Origin of the sequence: Mucilaginibacter inviolabilis, assembly GCF_011089895.1 — a bacterium.
GTDB classification, from domain to species: Bacteria; Bacteroidota; Bacteroidia; order Sphingobacteriales; family Sphingobacteriaceae; genus Mucilaginibacter; species Mucilaginibacter inviolabilis.
In genome coordinates this window covers 2593252-2612353 of sequence record NZ_JAANAT010000001.1, presented here as the reverse complement: position 1 = coordinate 2612353, position 19102 = coordinate 2593252, and the positions used below count along the sequence as shown (strand labels likewise).

The window sequence follows — 19102 nt, the reverse complement described above, 5'->3', positions numbered from 1 at the left end:
AGAGCAGGCTGTGCGCAGCCTGCTCTTTTAACTAAAACCTATGCAAGCAGGTATTCAATTTTCAGCAGAAAAAAATATTACAGATCGTATCCGGGATTTATCGCTGGGTCCTCAGCAAACTGATGATAGGCTGCCGGAAGGGTATTGTTTTAATTCTCCGGAATCATTTGTTCGTTTTACTTTCCGCCCGGTAGTTAAAAAAACAATGTATTTATTGCTGCGCTACCATGTCATAACCCCAAGAAATGACAGGAACTGTGCTTTGAACATCTTGCTCAACCTGCAATGGATAGGCCAGATGGAGATTGCCCAGAATGGGGATGAAAATTTAAATATGCTGGCTATTGACTCCGGGAAATTACAGCCGGGCAGCAATGAATTATTGCTCAGGATGGCCGATAGCCGTTGGACGGTATCCATACAAGAGTTATGGATAAGTGATTATATGATCGACAAGCAATTGCAAAGCAACTGGTGCTGGGCGGCAATAACGGCCAGTTTGGCCCGCTTTTATAAAAAAAATGATTTCGCAGATCAGACGAAATTGGTTTCCACGATCCTTAGCAATGGATATTGTTGTAATGGTAAAGGATGCGGTATGTGCAATCGCCCCTGGTATGTGGGCGAAGCGCTTGACCACGTTGGTATACTACGAAATGCAATGCCTTATCCCGTTTCGCAGGAAGTGTTGATAAGAGAATTGGCTTGTAACAGGCCGGTGGTTGTTGTTATAAAGTGGCAGCAATCAGCTACCGGCCATATATTGGTTGTGAGTGGTTTTACCCGTAGTCGTCAGTTTTTAACCTGGGATTCGCGCGGGCCGGGTATGCGTTTGCTGTCGTTTAGCGATCTGTGTACCGGGTATGAAGGTAAATCGGTATGGGTAAATACCTTTTTTACAGGTCTGCCATAAAATCAGGCAGAAAGGGTGAAATCACCCTTAAAATAACCCTCTAATTCCCTGTGTGCATTGCAGAGTGCCTGCTAATTTTGAATAGTTAAATTATCGTATAAATAGTTTAATCAAATGAACAAAACGAAACGGTTTTCGTCAGTTTTATTTAATATTTTAGTAAAAACTCTAAATCACTATTCACATGAAAATTACCCTATCCCTAATTGGTTTAATGCTATTAACTATTTGCCTTAACGCATGTAAACAAAAATCAGACAGTCCCTCAACCGTCGCTTTAAACGATACCATCCCCAGTCAGGATACCATAGGTGTTGACGTTGCTAAACAATACGTACATAACTATGCTAAATATGCAACTGCGGATAGTGTACAGGATAAGGCAATCAAGAAAAAGCAACCCAATACGCGCTGTATATGGTTCAGTTTAAAACGGCTGCAAATGCTTATTAATAAAGTAAATAAAGAAGGCGGCGACGGTGTGCGCTTTTATCTGGCCGCTTATGATACTACCTATAAAAAGAATTTTCCAAACACGCCTGATAGTTTATACTGGGGCCATAACACCTTATTGATGGTATCTACCTATCGTATAAATGCCAAGGTTCATCAGGATTATTATTTTAACGGACCTGTAACCGATCCTAAATTTAACATAGGTTCTATTTTGATGGTAAATCCCGAGAATAGAGGTGAATTGTGCCCGCCGCCCAACCCTTGTACAGGAGCAACATTACTTAGCGTGCAATAGGCAATGTTAAAATACTTCACCATCAATACAGTAAGTGAGTTCATCTGCTTCGGTGTGGCGCTGTTTTGCTTGTTTAAGGACAAAAGCAATGCATGGCGGTTTTTCATCGTGTACCTGCTGGTCACTTGTATAGTAGAAATATTAGGCATTCAATGCCGCAAAGTATGGCATACTTCCAATTTTATGTTGTACAATATTTTTGTGGTGGTGGAGTGTACTACCATAAGCTGTTTTTTTTATTACCTGTATAAACAATATCAGTACAAGTCCATGTGGCTGATTGTCTGGTTGATCGTGTTTTTTGTTTGTTACGGCGCTGAGATGGTTACAGAGAAGTTTAACAGTTTTGTTTTTGAAACAACTACGCTCATGTCCATCGTATTTGTGTTGGCCAGTCTGAATTATTATTATTTGATATTGAAGGACGAGCAATTTAGGCAGCTGAGTAATTACGCTCCCTTTTGGTGGGTTAACGGCGTTTTGTTTTTTTATTTTGGCAGTACCGCATGCAATATATTTTTTGATTATTTTATGGAGGATAAAAGTCTGATATCGGGATCTGTCCGGTACATGATTTTTAACATCATTGATATCATCTTATATTGTTGCTGGTCATATAGTTTTATATGCAGATATCGACAAAGGACGTTGCAACGCTCATCATACTGACCTCAATAGTCTTTCTGATCGCGCCCCTGTTTTTGCTCATTTACATCAGTTGGTACAACCGGCGTAAAAAGAAACATGCGGAAGAGAAAGTGTGGCTGCGCAAAACTTTTGACAGCGAGCTGTTAAAAACACAAATGGAAGTGCAGGAACAAACGCTGCAGACTGTTGCTTATGATTTGCATGACAATATTGGGCAAATACTGAGTCTTACGGCTATCACGCTCACTTCTATAGATATTGATGACCGGCCAGTGCTTTCCCGTAAAATAGAAGATGCAGGAGAGCTGATTCAACGATCGATCACCGAATTGCGGCAGTTGTCGCGTTTGCTGCATGGCGAGGAATTGATGAAGAAGGGTTTGGTAAGCGCTATAGAATTTGAGTTGGAATGGCTCAATAAATCTGAGCGGTACCAGCTTTCTTTTGTAAATAATGGTTTTGTTTCCGTAGCTGATCAGCGCGATAACGAAACCATTATTTTTCGCCTTTTTCAGGAGATCATCAATAATGCTATTCGGCATGCCAATGCGTCGGTAATTCATGTGATTGTAGCTCAAGTTGAGAAATCTTTGATCTTAACCATTACCGATAATGGTAAAGGCTTTAACGTAGCAGAGGCCTTAAAACAACAAGGCGGAATGGGTTTGCATAATATACAAAAAAGAACAGCCATGTTAAATGGTTCGGCACAATTTGATTCGACCCCGGGAACGGGCACTGCAGTTCAGATCATTATACCTTATCCAATATATGTTAAGTGAAAAAATAAATATTGCTATTGTTGACGATCATACCCTGTTTAGGCAGGGGGTGTCCCGTTTGCTTTCGGAGTTTGAGGATATCCATATTGTGTTTGATGCCGGGAATGGCGCGGAAATGATAGAAAGAATAAAGGTTAACGCGCTCCCTCAGGTGGTTATTATGGATATTACCATGCCGGTGATGGATGGTTATGAAGCAACTTTTTGGCTGAAAACACATTATCCGGATATTCACGTACTGGCTCTCAGTATGTTTGAGGATGAAAAGCCTATTATAAAAATGCTGCGGAACGGTGCCGGTGGTTACATGTTGAAGGAATCGAAAACTACCGACCTGGTGAATGCCATCAAAACCATCGCCCAACAGGGCTTTTTTATCAATGCGAATGTTACCGGTAAATTATTGCGTGCTATTCAAAGCAATAATTTGTCCCGCGATGCGGTGATGAACATCAGCGCTAATGAGCAGCGGTTCCTGGAGCTTTGTTGTTTAGAGCTCACTTATAAAGAAATTGCCGACAAGATGAATTTAAGTCCGCATACCATTGATAATTACCGGGAGGCCTTGTTTCAACGGTTCGATATCAAATCGCGAACAGGTCTGGTTCTTTTTGCGATAAAGCATGAACTGATCAAAATTTGAGATACCACCTGGTTAGTTGTCGATGAATACCTGTTTAATTATTAAGGTATTAAGAAGATAACGGTGCTCACTTGGGGCACTAAAGATGGACAAGCATGGATAAATTTCACGTTTGTCCATTTTTATTTTACCCGTATTTTATCCGGTTGTCTGGTAGGTGTTTACACCTACCGGGTCGCAAACTCTTTTTTTATAAAAACTGTCTGGAATTAATTTAAAGCCACTATAACGTTAATTTTTTCTAGTTATTATACGGGTATGTTTTTTTGATAAAATTTTATTTTAAAGATAAAATTGGCTTTTGTATTTATAAAATCGAAAATTAATGTCGTTGTATTTTAATACATTTATAATCATAAACACCAGGCTGGCCAGCTATTATCATGATTGTTTTAAATTATTTCTAACTATTAACAAAATTAGAGTACCGACAAATGAAAAAACAACTCTTGCTAAAAATGGGGGTATGCATTGTATGTGCATCTTCATTACTAACTGCTTGTACTAAAAACAACCAAGGCGCCGACAAAAAAGCCTCTCCTAAAACTGCCATCTCTGCCGATGTTGCCCAGAAAATTAAAAACCTGGGTTTTAGTGCAGACAATGTGCGTAAAATGGGTAGCAACTACATTGTAGAAGGTGATATTATGCTCACCCCGGCTAATCTTTCCGAAGCCAATACCACCAGCCCTGTTCTTCGGGTTGCCGAAACAGAGCAGTACCAAACACACAACCTGGTAAAAAACCTGCCAAGAACCATTACCGTTTCAGTTTCTAATTTACCAACCGTTTATGCTACAGCTACAGCTAATGCGGTAGCACGCTACAATGCGCTAAATCTTACACTTCAATTTCAGGTAGTAAGCAGCGGTGGCGATATGGTTATTACCGGTTTTGACGAAGGTGTTGATTCTGATGGTTTTATTACTTTAGGCTATTCAGGCTTCCCGACTGCCTCAGGCGATCCGTATAATGCTATTGGCATGAACACTAATGCCGATGCATATGGAAGTAACCCCGATGTAGGGTACCTTACCTCTGTTATTCAGCACGAAATGGGCCATTGTATAGGTATGCGCCACACAGATTATTTTAACAGAAATCTGAGCTGTGGTGTAAATGGCGGGGGTAATGAAGGTAGTACTTATAGCAGTAGCGATCCTCAGGATTATCCAGGTGCTGTACATATCCCGGGCACCCCTACCAAAACATTTGATGCCGGCTCATGGATGTTAGCCTGCTCAAGTGGCACCGACCGTACATTTAATGCTAATGATAAAATAGCATTAAACTATTTATACTAAAAAGCTTTATCGCGTTTACCGTATTACTCCTTATTGATCAATGAAGTAATTGTTATTGATAAAGGAGAATGTATGTTCTCCTTTATTCTTTAATATGCAGTATGAAAAAAAAATAGGCGAATTATAGCTGTTGAGCAATAATTCAGATGTGCATGGGCCGCGGGCGATAAAATAATTGTTGATTTATGATATAATATAAATAGGTATTACGTGTATTAATGCAATTTTACATTGTATGTGTAATATAAATTAATTATTAACAAAATATTTTTTAATGTTTAGTTAATTTTTAAATATAATTTAATATTTTTATCATATAAACAACAGGCTGGCCAGCTGTACATTGTTTTAAATATTATTAACTATTAACAAAATTAAAGTACCGACAAATGAAAAAACAACTCTTGCTAAAAATGGGGTTATGCATTATATGTGCATCTTCATTACTAACCGCCTGTACCAAAAACAATCAAGGTGCAGACAAAAAGGCCGATCAAACTTCACAAATTGCGGCTGATGCTTCAAAAAAAATTGCAGCGCTTGGTTTCAGTACAGATAATGTACGTAAAATAGGCGACAATTACCTGGTAGAAGACGATATCTTGCTTACTCCGGAAAATTTAAATGAAGCCGCGGTTGCTGGCCCTATTGTTAGAATTGCCGAAACAGAACAGTATCAAACACACAACCTGGTAAAAAATTTGCCAAGAACCGTTACTGTTTCAGTTTCAAACCTGCCAACTGTTTACGCTACAGCTACAGCTGCTGCCGTGGCCCGCTACAATGCGTTAAACCTTACGCTTAAATTCCAGGTGGTAAGCAGCGGTGGTAATATCGTAATTACCGGCTTTAACCAAGGCCCAAGCGGTGGTTATATCACTTTAGGCTATTCTGGTTTCCCAACCGCAGCGGGTAATCCTTACAACGCTATCGGCATGAACACCAACGCACAGGCATATGGAACTAACCCGAATGTAGGTTATCTTACTTCTGTTATCCAGCATGAAATGGGCCATTGTATAGGTATGCGTCATACAGATTATTTTAACCGTGCTTTCAGCTGCGGTGGTACAGCTGTAAATGAAGGCAATACTTATAACAGCAGCGACCCTCAAAATTATCCTGGCGCTGTTCTTATCCCAGGAACACCTTCTGCTGCTGATGCAGGCTCATGGATGTTAGCTTGCTCAAGCGGTACCGATCGTACCTTTAACGCAAATGATAAAATAGCGTTGAATTACCTGTACTAAAAAACTTTATCGTATTGCTTCTTATTGATCAATCAAGTAGTTTTACAAATAAAGGGGAGCATAACTCCCCTTTATTTTTTTAATATACAGTATGGTTAAAAAATTACTCTCTTTTATACTGATATTTTTATGTTTTAAATGTTCCTGGGCGCAAAATCCAGCGAGCGATAAAACTATGGCTGCGCTTTACAAAGCAACATCCGCTGGCCAGCCATTGAACAGGGATAACACGCTTAAATATTACCTGGTTAAATTTAAAGAGCCAGATAAAGCCGACGTTAAAAAACTTCGCCCGGTAAAACGGGTATCGTACAATTTTTATGTGGTAGCTACCACTGCCGATATATCAACCGATGCCAATATACAGGAGGCCACACCAGCAAACTCCTTGTGGAAAGCCACAGATAATTTAGTGCAGCTTTTACAAAAGCACCCCTCTGCCAAACAATCGGTCGACTTGTCAATTGCTTCCCATAGCGATTCGGTGATGAATGACCTCAAAAAGTATGGTGAAATAACCGCTCAAACTTCAAACTCGGTTACCCTGAATATTTCATTACAACGCCTTACCGATTTATTGCAGCAACCTTATGTTACCTTTGCCAATATAACCCGGAAAGCACATGCCGAGCTGGTAATTAATGATATTGATCTGGGTATTAACCAGATTTCGGCGGTTGCCGATAATTTTCCAGGCATCGACGGTCGCGGTATCAACATAGCCATTAAAGAAGAACGTTATGATAATGACCTCGACCTGCTGGGGCGTACCTTCACCTCGTTTCCTGCGGCCGCTATTACTTCGGGACATGCCACTATTATGGCTACTCTGATAGGCGGCAATGGTAATTCATTTATCAGGGGATTGGGTAGTGCACCAAAAGTACGGTTCACTTCGTCGGATTTTGCCCGTTTACTACCCGATAGCACCGCCATCTTTAAAGCATTTGATATTGGTGTTGAAAATCACTCCTACGGTACCGGCATCGAAGACTATTATGGGGTTGAAGCAGTAGCTTATGATCAGCAGGTGATGGCGAACGATTCTATTATCCATGTATTCTCGTCGGGTAATATTGGCACTACAGCACCCACAACAGGTTTATATAATGGTATTCCGAATGTAGCTAACCTGTCGGGAACTTTTAAACAGGCCAAAAATGTATTGGTTATTGGTGGTACCGACCAAACCGGCGTACCGGCAGATCTGAGTTCGGCTGGGCCGGCTTATGATGGCCGGGTGAAACCCGAGCTGGTATCCAACGGCGAAGACGGCACCTCCGGCGCTGCGGCCCTGGTTTCGGGAACAGTGGTACTGCTGCAGCAAGCCTATAAAAAGCAATTTGGTCAGTTACCTTCGGCCGCGTTAGTCAAAAGTATACTCATCAATTCAGCAGATGATATCGGCTTACCCAATGTGGATCATAAAACAGGTTACGGCCAATTAAATGCATTAGAAGCTTTACGGACAATTACCGATAATCGCTTTAAAAAAGGAGCCGTAAGTAACCAGCAGCAAACCGACTATACCATCAACGTTCCGGCGGGCAGCAGCCTGTTTAAAGTATCATTGGCCTGGAACGATCTTCCTGCGGCATTAAATGCTCCTAAAGCGCTTATAAATGACCTGGACCTGTCTGTTACCACACCCGATGGTCAAAACCTCCTGCCGTGGAGCTTGAGCTCTTATCCATCCACAGATTCTTTAACAAAACCTGCTGTACGTCGTAGAGATACTTTGAATAACACAGAGCAGGTTACTTTGCAAAATCCGGTAGCGGGTAATTATATCATTCATGTAAAAGGAAGTAAAATAGCCTCCGGAACCCAAACTTTTTATATAGCACATGGAGCTACAGCGGCCAATCGTTTTGAATGGATCTATCCATCGGGACAGAACCATCTTTTCGCGGCTGGTGAAAACTACCTGCGCTGGCAAAGTTCGCTCAGCGCCACATCGGGACAGCTGAGTGTAAGCTATGACCACGGCGCCACCTGGAAAGCTATCAGCAGCGTTACCCTGAAAAACAGGTATTACGACTGGACCGCCCCCGATGTTTTTACTACTGCCATGCTTAAAATGGATATTGGCAGCCAGTCATTCATCAGTAAGGAGTTTGTGCTTTCACAACCCCTTAGTTTACAGGTTGGATACAATTGTACCGATGGTACACTGCTGCACTGGAAAGCGCAGCCGGGAAGCAAGGGTTACGTTATTTATACCATTAAAGATAATTTATTACAAAAACTAACCGCGGTTACCGATACCACCATTATAATACCTGCAGCACAACAAACCTCTTCTTATTTTGCGATAAGCGCACAAGGCGATGGATTTGAAGGATTAAAAAGCCTTACCATTAATGTTAATAACCAGGGAGTAGGCTGTTACGTTAAAACCCTGCTGGCTAATGTGGTGGACAATGCTATTGTGCTTAACCTGCAGATAGGTAGTGTGGTCAATCTCAAATCCATCACCTGGCAAAAACAAACCGGGGCCAATGCTTACGCTAACCTGGGTACAACTGTAGTAGGTACAGCTTTGGCTTACCAGTTTACTGATGCCAATCCTAAAAATGGTATTCAATATTACCGGGTCGAACTTCAGACTAACGATGGTAAGATCATTTACTCCGATCTGGCCAGCGCCACGTTTTTACAGGCCAGTCAGTTTACACTTTATCCAAACCCGGTAAGTACCCAGCTTAATATATTAAGCGGCGATATCAACAATACGTATGATTTTAAGCTGTATGACGCAGTTGGATATATACGCCTGGAGCGAACCATTACCCAGCTGCAAAATACATTTCAAATAAACCTTAGTCCGGGGGTATATATTTATGTGATCATGCTCAAAGGAAAAATACTTACACGGGGCAAGCTGATTAAGGTATAAGCCCTTACATCTCATGCAGATCGACTTTAACTCTCTCAAGAGGGGAATTTGATCGCTTTTTTCAATAATTGTAGGCTGGAGGCGAGTGCTTGCCTGAGTGATGTTGCGCTAATGTAAATACCGGGCTAAATTGTTTTGCTATTGGGCGTTACTTTGCCAATCCTTTGGTCTTTGTGTGCAACCAGTTCACAGAGCTGTATGGCGGCGTATTCAAAATCATCATGACTATCACTAAGCAGCAGCCAGGCGGTATCAAAACCTTCTTCTAATTCAAAATCGGTTATGGCCGGTATTTCGGTTTTCAAACTGGTATGGTACTCCCGTTTGGTTGATATCCAGATGCCGTTATGTTGTGGATTCTTGCTGGTTTTGCGGAAGATCATGACGATCTTTTGTGCATAATAGATATAAAACATACCAATTGCGGGCTTAATGATGATACTGCTGGGTAAGTAATCCAGCAGGAAATCAAAAGGCATTGGCTTCTTTTTCTTCATTTGGGAATGTGCATGCAGTCGTCTGGTTCTAACCCCGGGTGGCGATTATTTACAAGCCCTGGGCTAGTAATTCAAATATAATTTATTTTTTACAGAGGCCATAATTGCCCTCTACACCATGTCTGGCTTGATATCGTTAGCCTGTCCTGAGAGGCCCTGAAATAAGTTCAGGATGTAGGCTGTTTATGATTTTCAAAAATGGGTGTCATGCTTCGACAAGCTTAGGGTGACAGACCCTTATTCCAACAAAAAAGCATTACCTGGTTAAAGGTAATGCTTGTATTGAGGCCGGTCAGGACCATTTAACTAAGCATATCACCAACAATATACTTAATTTTGTTTGCACTTTCTCAGGGTGCTTTTCATAGGTGGTATTCTTGATATACTCCCTTAAGGAAGTATGATATATTCGTAAACAATGCAGCGAATGACCTGAGGTGTGGTATCAATCTCCAATTGAGATGCAAACCACTAATCATGGCATTCACCATTTGATAATTTGGGCGTTGCACTAAGATCGCCATCAACAGGATAAAAAAAATAAGTACTTTATCAGTTAACCTTAGTTTCATTATCAACGGTTTTAGTAAAACCCTTTGATACAAATGTAAGTAGAGTTACAAGTCGCCGCAATCCGTGAAAACACCGTATTTTCAAAAATAAAATTAGCGGTGTTTTAGCTTGTTATAAACCTGTTTTCCGAAGTAAGATGCCTGTATTTCAGGACTTAAGCTATTGTAAAGATTAGGTAACTGAGATAAGTTGCCTCCGAAGGATGCAAGCGCGAAGGCGCTGATGTAGGAGCGGGGATGCCTGAGGGTGTAGGCGCTGGCTAATTCGCCAAGTTTGGCGTTGGTGGCATCTTCTGTATCATGAGCACTGTATATCTGCCTGGTTAGCTTTTGAAACTGCTGAAACTCTACAGCCACCCGGCTCCCCGTAAATAAGACGTCGGCATCAGTGAGAGAATCTTTAGATGCCCGGAGTGTTAATCTGCCTTTCTCCAGGAAAAATCCAAAGTAATAATCTTTAACCCCATTTGCCGATAACCCAAAATTGCAAAACTCCGGCACGCTTGCTTTACCCCGGATAGTAAAAACGCCATTTTCTATCCTGCCAGAATCTACAACCCCGGTTTGGCGGTGCAGAAGAAAGGCCCAGCCTTCACTAATCCCTTTAATTTTACCATTTAAAATATAAACCTGGGCAAAGGCTTGTGTATTTGAGGTGTTAAATATAAACACACCCAAAAGGATAAGTATTATTCTGAAATGGTTCACTGGGATTGAAATTTGAATGAAGATAGATAAAAAATAGACCTATTCCGAACTTTGGGATAGCTTAATTCTCTCTTCAGGTGCCCGGGAGGGATGATATGATAAGCTAATTATTGGGTTTACATGAATTAGCTTGTTTTATTTTTAATTATCTGATTATTAATTATTTATGATAATGTTAACCATGAAAAGTGTAAACCATGTAAACCCACTTTTTGTTCCTTCGCCTCCATCAAATGGACTCACTTCAATGGGCGAAAGCAAAAAAGCCATCCCGAACACAGGAATGGCTTATAAAGATGCAAAATGCTTCTATTTTGATTCTTGGCTCTTACTTCTTGATTCTACAACTTGATCTTCACAAAATAAATACGGTTATGATCTACCGTATTGGTAGCCGGCAGTATCTTGGCTGCGAAGCCGCCTTTGCTATTATCCACCACGCCAAAATCATCATCGTTAGAAATGGCCAGGATGTTACCGGGCAATAAAGCTAATCCTTCGGCTTTATCATGCGGGTAAACAGTTGGAAGATCTTTCAGCAGGTCGAGTACCAGGGTTTTGGAAACTGGGGTGATGCCTGCACCTTGCAAACCGGCCTGGTTATTCAGTTCTTCTACGGTTTTATTAGCACCGTAAAGTTTGCCATTGACGCCGTTTGCCGGGTCTGAGATATCGGTAGCACCGTCAATACTTATCTTAAATACTTTTTTAAACGTAGCTGGGTTGGTTGGTGCGCCGCCGTACAGACCATCGCGCTCAATGGTTAAAAATGTAGTAGCATTAACAGCCACAATATCACTTACTCCGGTAAGGGAGGCATTGTCCATTAAATAAGCATATTGTTTGGTAGCGCCGGAGGCGATGTCAAAGGTTAAAATGCGCAGCACGGTTGAATTGCTTACAGCTGATTTGCTGGGGTTAAGCATAGGCGATTGCATCATGCCCACCAGTGTTTTACCATCGGGTGTAATGGTCAGGCCTTCCATGCCGCGATTGGGCTTGCGTTTGGCAAATACCAATGGTATTTTACGGCCGCCTGTGCCTGTTCCAAATGGGTTGATACGCTCAATAGTACGACCAGTGGCATCAAAGTGCACAATGTGAGGGCCATATTCATCGCTGATCCAAAAGGTGCCGTCGGAGGCTAAAACCATGCCTTCTGAATCGATACCATCGGCATTGGGAGCAATCTGCTTGCCGCTCAGATCAAAAGCAATCTCTCCTGTACCACCTTGTTTGTCGGGGTTAGGTAAACCATTTAAGTTTTGCCCGGCAGCATTTTTAAGCTGAATGGTTTGCTCTAATACCAGCTTGCCATCCTTCAACCGGAACTTACCTATTTCGGGGGTAAAATCGGCCTTGCCAAATATGATGGCGTTATCAATAGAACCTGCGGCGTTTGGCCCACGATCGGTAAGCAGGTAAAAAACATTAGCGTCGTTATGATCAGCAGCTATAGCCGAACCAAAGCCTCCGTTATATACTTTTACGCCATCGGCAGTGGTCATCAAAATGGCAGGATCAGCCGCTTCGGCCATATCCGGGTACGATGGTGCTATATTTACCTTATGATCTTTGTGGCAGGCACTAAGGGCTACAGCACTAAAAGTGAGCAGGGTTAATAAAGTTTTTTTCATGGGTGCAGGTTTTTTATAATAAAGTTGCCACAAAGTAAGCCTCAGCCCGTAAAGAAATTGTTAACTTAAAAATAATTGATTAGGTAGTTGTTTTGGAACATTGCTTATCTTATCGACTGCCACTTTAGTAAAGTTTTAAGATAAAACATAGCTATAGATTTTGGCGAACTGTTTTTTAATGCCTGTTTTAAAGATGTTTTATTTCGAACATATAGATTATCTAAATAGCTGGATAGCTTTTGCTCGTTGTAGATTTTGAATTTTTTGTTTGCCAGGATTAACTTATCAATCCAGGCTTTTATTTTGGGGAGATAGTCATAGGATAGTATTGCGGATGCGAAAAACATGTAATCGTGTATGCGCATTTCCGCTTCTGTTGGCGTAATACCGAGCCAGCTAAGTTGATCTTTAATTACTTCAAACTTTCGCGCTCTTTGAACTTGATTTTTTGTGTTTGAGATTTGATTATCACTAAGCCTGTATTTCAAAACCTGGTCTTTAATATTTGCGATCAGGTGATTCTTCGATAAAGACACCCACAGTTTGTAATCTTCTGCCGGGTCAAAATAGGATTCATACTTTAATCCGGTTTCTTTTAACGTGCTGCTTCTTATCATAACGGTAGGCTGGCATATAGCACCATCAAACAATAAATTAATTTTAACCATTTCCGGATCGGTTTCCGTTACCCAGTTAAAATTTAATACAGAGTTTTTATTACCAAATGGTGTAAAAAAGCCCCCGCACATAACTATGTCCCTGTTGCTTTCCAGGTAGTCAAACTGCTTTTGCAGCCTATCAGGAGTTGCAATATCGTCGCTATCCATGATAGCCAAATACTTACCCTTCGAAATCTCTATACCTTTGTTACGAATATGAGCTAAGCCTGAATTTACTTTGCCATCATAAAATATTATTCGTGGGTCATTATAGCTTAATATAATTTCCTTGGAGTTATCGGTTGAGCCATCATTCAAAATAACAAATTCAAAATCAGTAAATGATTGGGCTAAAATGCTGTCAATAGCCTCTCTTAAAAACGGAGCACTATTATAAACAGGCATTGTAACGGAGATAGCAGGAGTCATTGAATTGTATTTAAGCGACTGGAAAAATCGTAAAAAAAAGTTACAAATAGTTCTATTTTTAGGATATGCTTTATGCTCCAATTTTTAGGCGGAAAAGCGTTAATGTTTTACCCTAAAGTTTTACTTCTATCCACTTCAAAATGAATACGAGGCTTACCCTATTATTATCCGTCGGATTGCTGATTGCTTCTGTTGGTTATGCACAGCAAAGCAGTACTGATACCGGGAAAAATAAACCGACCATGGTTGTCAAGGAGGATTTAAGGGACGATTGGGCGGCATTGTCGCACTATGCGAGGGAAAATAAACAAATAGGCGATCCCAAACCCGGTGAGAAACGGGTTGTTTTCTTAGGGAGTTCCATATTTGAGCGATGGAAAACAACTGTACCTGAGTTTTTTGAAGGCAGGCCTTACCTGGACCGGGGGGTGAGCGGACAGATCTCCGGACAGTTATTGCTGCGCTTTCAGCAGGATGTGATCGGCCTGAAACCAAAGGCGGTAATCATATTGGCTGGGAGTAATGATATCGCCTCCAACTATGGCCATTTGACCAATGAATACATCATGAACAACATTCGCTCTATGACGGAGCTGGCTAAAATACACCATATCAAGGTGATACTATGCGCTTACCTGCCTGTATTTGATTATCCATGGCGCAAAGGCATTGAGCCTGCTGGTAAGATCATCGCGCTCAACAAATTGATAAAAGCCTATGCCGCTGAAAATAGCCTGACCCTGCTGGATTATTTTACGCCCATGGTTGATGAGCGCAACGGGCAAAAAACCGAGCTTACTACAGATGGCGTACACCCCAATGCTGCCGGTTATAAAGTTATGGCCAAGGTTACCGAGCAAGCTATTGCCAAGGCGCTGAAATAGCTATTGCTGTACAGACTGATAGGCCGCGTTGTTCTGTTTACGGAATGACGAAGGGTTGATGCCCTTATGCTTTTTGAATAGACGGTTCAGGTGGCTTTCGTCGGTAAAACCCAGTTCACGAACAATCTCGTTGATGCGCATATCGCTGTGTTGCAGGCGGGTTTCAACCAGTTTAAGTTTGTAATTGGAGATGTATTGCTGCAGGCTTTCGCCGGTATGTTTTTTGAAATAACGCCCCAGGTAAGCCTGCGCTATCCCAAAATGATCGCTGATGAGTTCAGTTCGCAGTTTTTCCGGCTCATAGATGTTTTCCTGTATATAGCGGATAATATCTACAACCGGTTCGTTGTTCAAGCCGCTGACCATGCATGCACTCACCGGCATCATGGTCATGTTGCGGGCAACAATAGTGAGTATGGTGTTTACCAGTTGTTTGATCAATTCGGTATAATGGGCCTCACGGTTTACCTGTTCGCGAATGATGCTTTCCACCAGCATTTTTACCAGCGGCTTATCGCCATTGTTGCATAGCAAACAGCCAGGTTGGTGACTGGCATGTTGCAGGATAAATTCCATTTGCTGTAGCCAGTCATTCTTGGCTTTACGGTCTTGCTGCTGGTTGCGGATATAGATATCATTAAAGCGAATAAAGAAAAAGCTTGTTGTGGTTTTGATTTCAAAGGAGTGGCAATCCTGTGGGGTTATCAGAAATAGGTGCCCCTCGTGATAGTCGAATGTGTTTTTATTGATGCATTGTGTACCCGTGCCGCTTACAATATAGATCAGCTCAAAAAAGCTATGCTGATGCGCTTTTTGAGGGTTTTCGTTGAGTTCTTTATAAACTATCTCAAACTCCTGGTGTAAGTTTTCCTGGTACATAGGTACAAATGTACAGCATTTGGTATTATTTGTACAAATAATGGGTTGGGTGATCTGTATAATTTTGTACCATAAAATTAAAAAGAACATGAAAGCGATCATATTAAAAGGATTTGAAGGTACTGATAGTTTACACACTGTTGAGTTGCCAGTACCCGAAATAGGGGATAACGAAGTATTGGTACAGGTAAAAGCCATCAGCATAAATCCTGTTGACGTAAAAACGGCTATTGGCAAAGGTCTGTCGGGCCGTTTAAAAAGTGAAGACCCGTTTATCCTCGGTTGGGATATATCGGGCATCGTAACCCAAAAAGGTAGTGCGGTTACCGGATTTGAAGTAGGCGATGCTGTATTTGGTATGGTGAATTTTCCTGGCCACGGTAAGGCTTATGCCGAATATGTAGCCGCTCCGGCAAATCACCTGGCACTAAAACCGGCCAATATCAGTCATGAAGAAGCTGCAGCCGCAACATTGGCCGCACTTACCGCTTTACAGGGTTTAACTCATAAAGCGAATGTACAACCTGGTCAAAAGGTGCTGGCACATGCAGCAGCAGGCGGGGTTGGGCATTATGTGGTACAGATAGCCAAGCATTTGGGTGCTTATGTGATCGGTACTTCGTCGGCAGCCAATAAGGATTTTGTGTTGAGTTTGGGCGCCGATGAACATATCGACTATAAAGCGGTTCGTTTTGAGGATGTATTGCACGATGTAGATTTGGTATTTGACGGTATCGGTGGTGATAATATCGACCGTTCGTTGGAGGTAACCAAAAAAGGAGGAACAGTGATCAGCATACCCTCAGGCCTTGGCGAAACCGTAACCGAAAAGGCCAAAGCAAAGGGCATAAATGGCTATTTTTTTCTGGTAGAATCAAACGGTGATGATATGAAGCAATTGGCCCAATGGCTGCAGCAGGGTATCATCAAATCACATGTATCACAGGTGTTCCCGTTTGACCAAATGACTGCGGCCCATCAGCAGATTGTCAGCGGCAGAACCCGGGGCAAAGTAGTGGTGACTGTTTGATGTAAATTTTTTAGATCGACATCAATGAGAGTTTTAATATTCATCACCGTGCTGTTTAGCAGCGCGGTGATGGCTCAAACCAAATCCCAGCTGATACCTGTAGCCAGCTCGTCTAAGCAAGTATGGAATGGGGTAACCACAACCAGTGATGGTAGGATATTTGTATGTTTTCCGCGGCTGGAAGGCGAAAAGGGTATGAGCATTGGCGAAGTAATTAAAAACGGTAGCATTATACCATACCCATCTAAAAACTGGAATAGTTGGGTAAAAGGCGAAGTCACCACCCATAAATTTATCCGCACCAACTCCCTGAGAATAGGACCCGATGGTGACCTTTGGGTGATGGATACCGGTGCGCCCAAACTGGGAGAGCAAGCCCTGCCGGGAGGTGCTAAGATTGTAGTGATCAGCGTGAAAAACAATCAGGTTATCCGTACCATTCCCCTGGATGGAGTAATGAAACCCAATAGCTTTATGGATGATCTGCGTGTTTATGGTTCACACATTTACATTACCGATGCCGGCGAACCTGGCCTGGTAATATTAGATAAGCAAACCGGTAAGGGCAGGAGGGTAATGGAAAATCACTGGTCTACCACGGATAGTAAAGCACTGCTGGCAGAAGGTAAAGTAATACGTCTGAAAAATGGCCGGGAGCTAAGAGTAAATGCCGATCAGTTAGAAATATCTCCGGATGGTAAATACTTCTATTTTCAACCGGTATCCGGTCCGCTTGCCCGGGTAGAGATGGCTTATCTCAACGATACCAAATTAAGTGAAGCTCAATTGGCTAGTCATGTAACCAAATACTACAACTCGCCTACTACAGGTGGTACCGCAATGGATACCGATGGTAATATTTACCTGTCGGATGTTGATCATCTGCGCATCATCAAAATAAAGCCAAATGGTACAAGTGAGGCTATCATGCAGGATAAAAGGCTGTTATGGGCCGATGCACTTTGGATTGATGATAAAGGCTTTTTGTGGATACCCGCCGGACAAATAAACCGGCTGGCCGCTTTTCAAAATGGCAAATCGCAGGTTAAATTTCCGGTTTGTATTTATAAGGTCCAGATTCATGCCCGGGCTTTTAAAAGTTAACCAGGGGCCTATTTCTCCAGCATCGGCAATATTAGCCTGCTGGGGTTGGTGATTTAAACCCGTATTTTACAATACTTACCAACTGATCGGAAACGAACAATGCATTGTATCAAAACAGCACATGTTGTATTATCTGTTTGTTTTAATATGTTGATAATCAAATAAATATAATGATGGCACTTGCTTTGATGCCGGTATTGAAGCAGGTAGATTATTATGAAACAGCGCAAATATTTGGAGCGGCGTACGTTTAACCAGGATCGGTTTGATATTTTAATAAAACGACAGAAAAGCGGTGTAGCTACTTTTAACGAGCTTACAGAATTGGACGCTATTGTGAATCGCGACCCTGATATAAGAGAAAGTGTTTTAGAAGAAATGCAGGCCATAAATGATCTTCCGGATGAACCAAAACAAGAGGATATACCGGCTTCTATGCCTGTAAAAACGCCAACTCTGCTGGATAAAATAGCATCCTTTTTTAAACGTTTGTTTATCAATACAGACGATCCAAATCCTGCGTTATTGATTTAAAATAATGATTTATGATGCTGAACGCATCTTTTTGCGATACTCATTGGGTGAGTTTCCCATCAGCTTGGTAAACATTCTGGAAAAGTAATACTGATCTTCGATACCCAGACTAATGGCTATGCTTTTAATTGACATTGCTGTAAACGAAATATACTGACACGCTTTCTGTACCTTAAGCTGGTTAAAGTATTCTATAGGAGCGTAACCTGTTTGGGCCCTGAAAAGTGCCGAAAAATGCGATGTTGATAAATTGGCCAAGGCAGCAAGCTCATCAAGCCGGAGAATCTTGCTAATATTATCCTGCATAAAACTGATCGTTTTCTCCACCATAGTATCATCTGTATTCTCTTCCAGGTGATTGAATTTATCTTCATAGATCAATGAGGATAGGAAATGTGAAAATATCATGTTTACATAGCGTAAAGTATCATCGCTGTAGCCTTTTTCCAGATTATAGCAAATGTCTTCAAATAGTTTTATACGGTCTTCATTATAAGATAAATAGGGTTTGTAGTTTTCGGAATTTTGAAGGATCAGGTCTATAATAAAAGCCGATATCTCACCCTTAAAGTGTATCCAATAAATGGTCCAGGGTTTGTTGGTATTAGCGGCATATTTATGGGGCGTATTGGCAGGTATAGCGATAAATTGAGATGGTGAAACTTCCACCTTCTTTTTATTGATCTCCAGCCAGCCATAACCCTCTGTACAATAGATAATAATATGCTGATTGATGCCATTGGGCCGTTCGGCATAATGGTGACTGGCTTTTGGGTAGTATCCTATATCGGTTATATAGATCTGTTTGGTGACAGGGTCTTTACTTAAAAAATTGGTAATGATCTTTTTGGGCAACACAATAAGTTTCTGCCCTTCAAAACCTTCACGCCGTCTTAACGCTGTGCTTTTTGTCATTATTTGCGGGGTATAGGGCTACGCTGACCGGTTTATAATATGGTGCACAACATTACTCAAAAAA

At 41.6% G+C, this 19102-nt stretch carries 18 protein-coding genes; 12 read left to right on the top strand and 6 right to left on the bottom strand.

Annotated elements, in window-relative coordinates:
- The first annotated feature begins 40 nt into the window (after positions 1 to 40).
- From G7092_RS10680 to G7092_RS10645, 8 genes are all read left to right on the top strand, one after another.
- Positions 41 to 913 (top strand): C39 family peptidase, encoded by an 873-nt coding sequence (locus tag G7092_RS10680; protein ID WP_166089010.1) that lies wholly within the window; start codon positions 41 to 43, stop codon positions 911 to 913.
- A 184-nt stretch (positions 914 to 1097) separates the two neighbouring features.
- Complete coding sequence (locus G7092_RS10675) at positions 1098 to 1664, top strand: hypothetical protein (protein ID WP_166089008.1); 567 nt, start codon at positions 1098 to 1100, stop codon at positions 1662 to 1664.
- Positions 1665 to 1667: 3 nt separating this feature from the next.
- Entirely contained in the window at positions 1668 to 2333 is a 666-nt protein-coding gene (locus tag G7092_RS10670) for a hypothetical protein (RefSeq protein ID WP_166089006.1), read from the top strand.
- The gene (locus G7092_RS10665) at positions 2291 to 3094 is read left to right on the top strand and encodes a sensor histidine kinase (RefSeq protein WP_166089004.1); all 804 of its coding nucleotides are present in this window, start codon (positions 2291 to 2293) and stop codon (positions 3092 to 3094) included. Before G7092_RS10670 ends, G7092_RS10665 begins: the two co-directional genes overlap by 43 nt.
- Positions 3084 to 3737, top strand: a complete 654-nt coding sequence (locus G7092_RS10660; RefSeq protein ID WP_166089002.1) for a response regulator transcription factor — start codon at positions 3084 to 3086, stop codon at positions 3735 to 3737. The genes G7092_RS10665 and G7092_RS10660 overlap by 11 nt, the downstream gene beginning before the upstream one ends.
- A 434-nt stretch (positions 3738 to 4171) precedes the next feature.
- A complete protein-coding gene (locus G7092_RS10655; RefSeq protein WP_166088999.1) occupies positions 4172 to 5041 on the top strand; it encodes a M57 family metalloprotease in 870 nt (289 codons plus the stop codon).
- 389 nt (positions 5042 to 5430) lie between these two features.
- Complete coding sequence (locus G7092_RS10650) at positions 5431 to 6291, top strand: M57 family metalloprotease (RefSeq protein WP_202985253.1); 861 nt, start codon at positions 5431 to 5433, stop codon at positions 6289 to 6291.
- 175 nt (positions 6292 to 6466) lie between these two features.
- Positions 6467 to 9190, top strand: coding sequence for a S8 family serine peptidase (locus G7092_RS10645; RefSeq protein WP_166088997.1), 2724 nt, complete (start codon positions 6467 to 6469; stop codon positions 9188 to 9190).
- A 125-nt stretch (positions 9191 to 9315) separates the two neighbouring features.
- Here the strand turns inward: G7092_RS10645 and G7092_RS10640 are convergent, their stop codons facing one another.
- The 4 genes from G7092_RS10640 to G7092_RS10625 all read right to left on the bottom strand — a co-directional run bounded on the left by G7092_RS10640 (position 9316) and on the right by G7092_RS10625 (position 13692).
- Entirely contained in the window at positions 9316 to 9687 is a 372-nt protein-coding gene (locus tag G7092_RS10640; RefSeq protein ID WP_166088995.1) for a hypothetical protein, read from the bottom strand.
- 665 nt (positions 9688 to 10352) lie between these two features.
- The gene (locus G7092_RS10635) at positions 10353 to 10967 is read right to left on the bottom strand and encodes a DUF4369 domain-containing protein (protein WP_166088993.1); all 615 of its coding nucleotides are present in this window, start codon (positions 10965 to 10967) and stop codon (positions 10353 to 10355) included.
- Positions 10968 to 11308: 341 nt separating this feature from the next.
- Positions 11309 to 12604, bottom strand: coding sequence for an esterase-like activity of phytase family protein (locus tag G7092_RS10630; RefSeq protein WP_166088991.1), 1296 nt, complete (start codon positions 12602 to 12604; stop codon positions 11309 to 11311).
- A 104-nt stretch (positions 12605 to 12708) separates the two neighbouring features.
- Positions 12709 to 13692, bottom strand: a complete 984-nt coding sequence (locus G7092_RS10625) for a glycosyltransferase family 2 protein (protein ID WP_262889479.1) — start codon at positions 13690 to 13692, stop codon at positions 12709 to 12711.
- A 140-nt stretch (positions 13693 to 13832) separates the two neighbouring features.
- Between G7092_RS10625 and G7092_RS10620 the strand changes: the two genes are divergently transcribed.
- Positions 13833 to 14576, top strand: coding sequence for an SGNH/GDSL hydrolase family protein (locus G7092_RS10620; protein ID WP_235953809.1), 744 nt, complete (start codon positions 13833 to 13835; stop codon positions 14574 to 14576).
- On the opposite strand, the gene G7092_RS10615 is transcribed toward G7092_RS10620, so the two are convergent.
- Positions 14577 to 15557: an AraC family transcriptional regulator gene (locus G7092_RS10615; protein WP_235953808.1), complete on the bottom strand. Its 981-nt coding sequence runs from the start codon at positions 15555 to 15557 to the stop codon at positions 14577 to 14579. It lies immediately after the preceding gene.
- On the opposite strand from G7092_RS10615, the gene G7092_RS10610 reads away from it, so the two are divergent.
- The 3 genes from G7092_RS10610 to G7092_RS10600 all read left to right on the top strand — a co-directional run bounded on the left by G7092_RS10610 (position 15544) and on the right by G7092_RS10600 (position 18123).
- Complete coding sequence (locus G7092_RS10610; protein WP_166088986.1) at positions 15544 to 16485, top strand: NADP-dependent oxidoreductase; 942 nt, start codon at positions 15544 to 15546, stop codon at positions 16483 to 16485. The two genes, G7092_RS10615 and G7092_RS10610, sit on opposite strands and share 14 nt — an antisense overlap.
- A gap of 24 nt (positions 16486 to 16509) precedes the next feature.
- Positions 16510 to 17589: an L-dopachrome tautomerase-related protein gene (locus G7092_RS10605; RefSeq protein ID WP_166088984.1), complete on the top strand. Its 1080-nt coding sequence runs from the start codon at positions 16510 to 16512 to the stop codon at positions 17587 to 17589.
- Between the two features lie 216 nt (positions 17590 to 17805).
- Positions 17806 to 18123, top strand: coding sequence for a hypothetical protein (locus tag G7092_RS10600; protein ID WP_166088982.1), 318 nt, complete (start codon positions 17806 to 17808; stop codon positions 18121 to 18123).
- Positions 18124 to 18132: 9 nt separating this feature from the next.
- On the opposite strand, the gene G7092_RS10595 is transcribed toward G7092_RS10600, so the two are convergent.
- The gene (locus G7092_RS10595; protein WP_166088980.1) at positions 18133 to 19038 is read right to left on the bottom strand and encodes an AraC family transcriptional regulator; all 906 of its coding nucleotides are present in this window, start codon (positions 19036 to 19038) and stop codon (positions 18133 to 18135) included.
- Between the last annotated feature and the right edge of the window lie 64 nt (positions 19039 to 19102).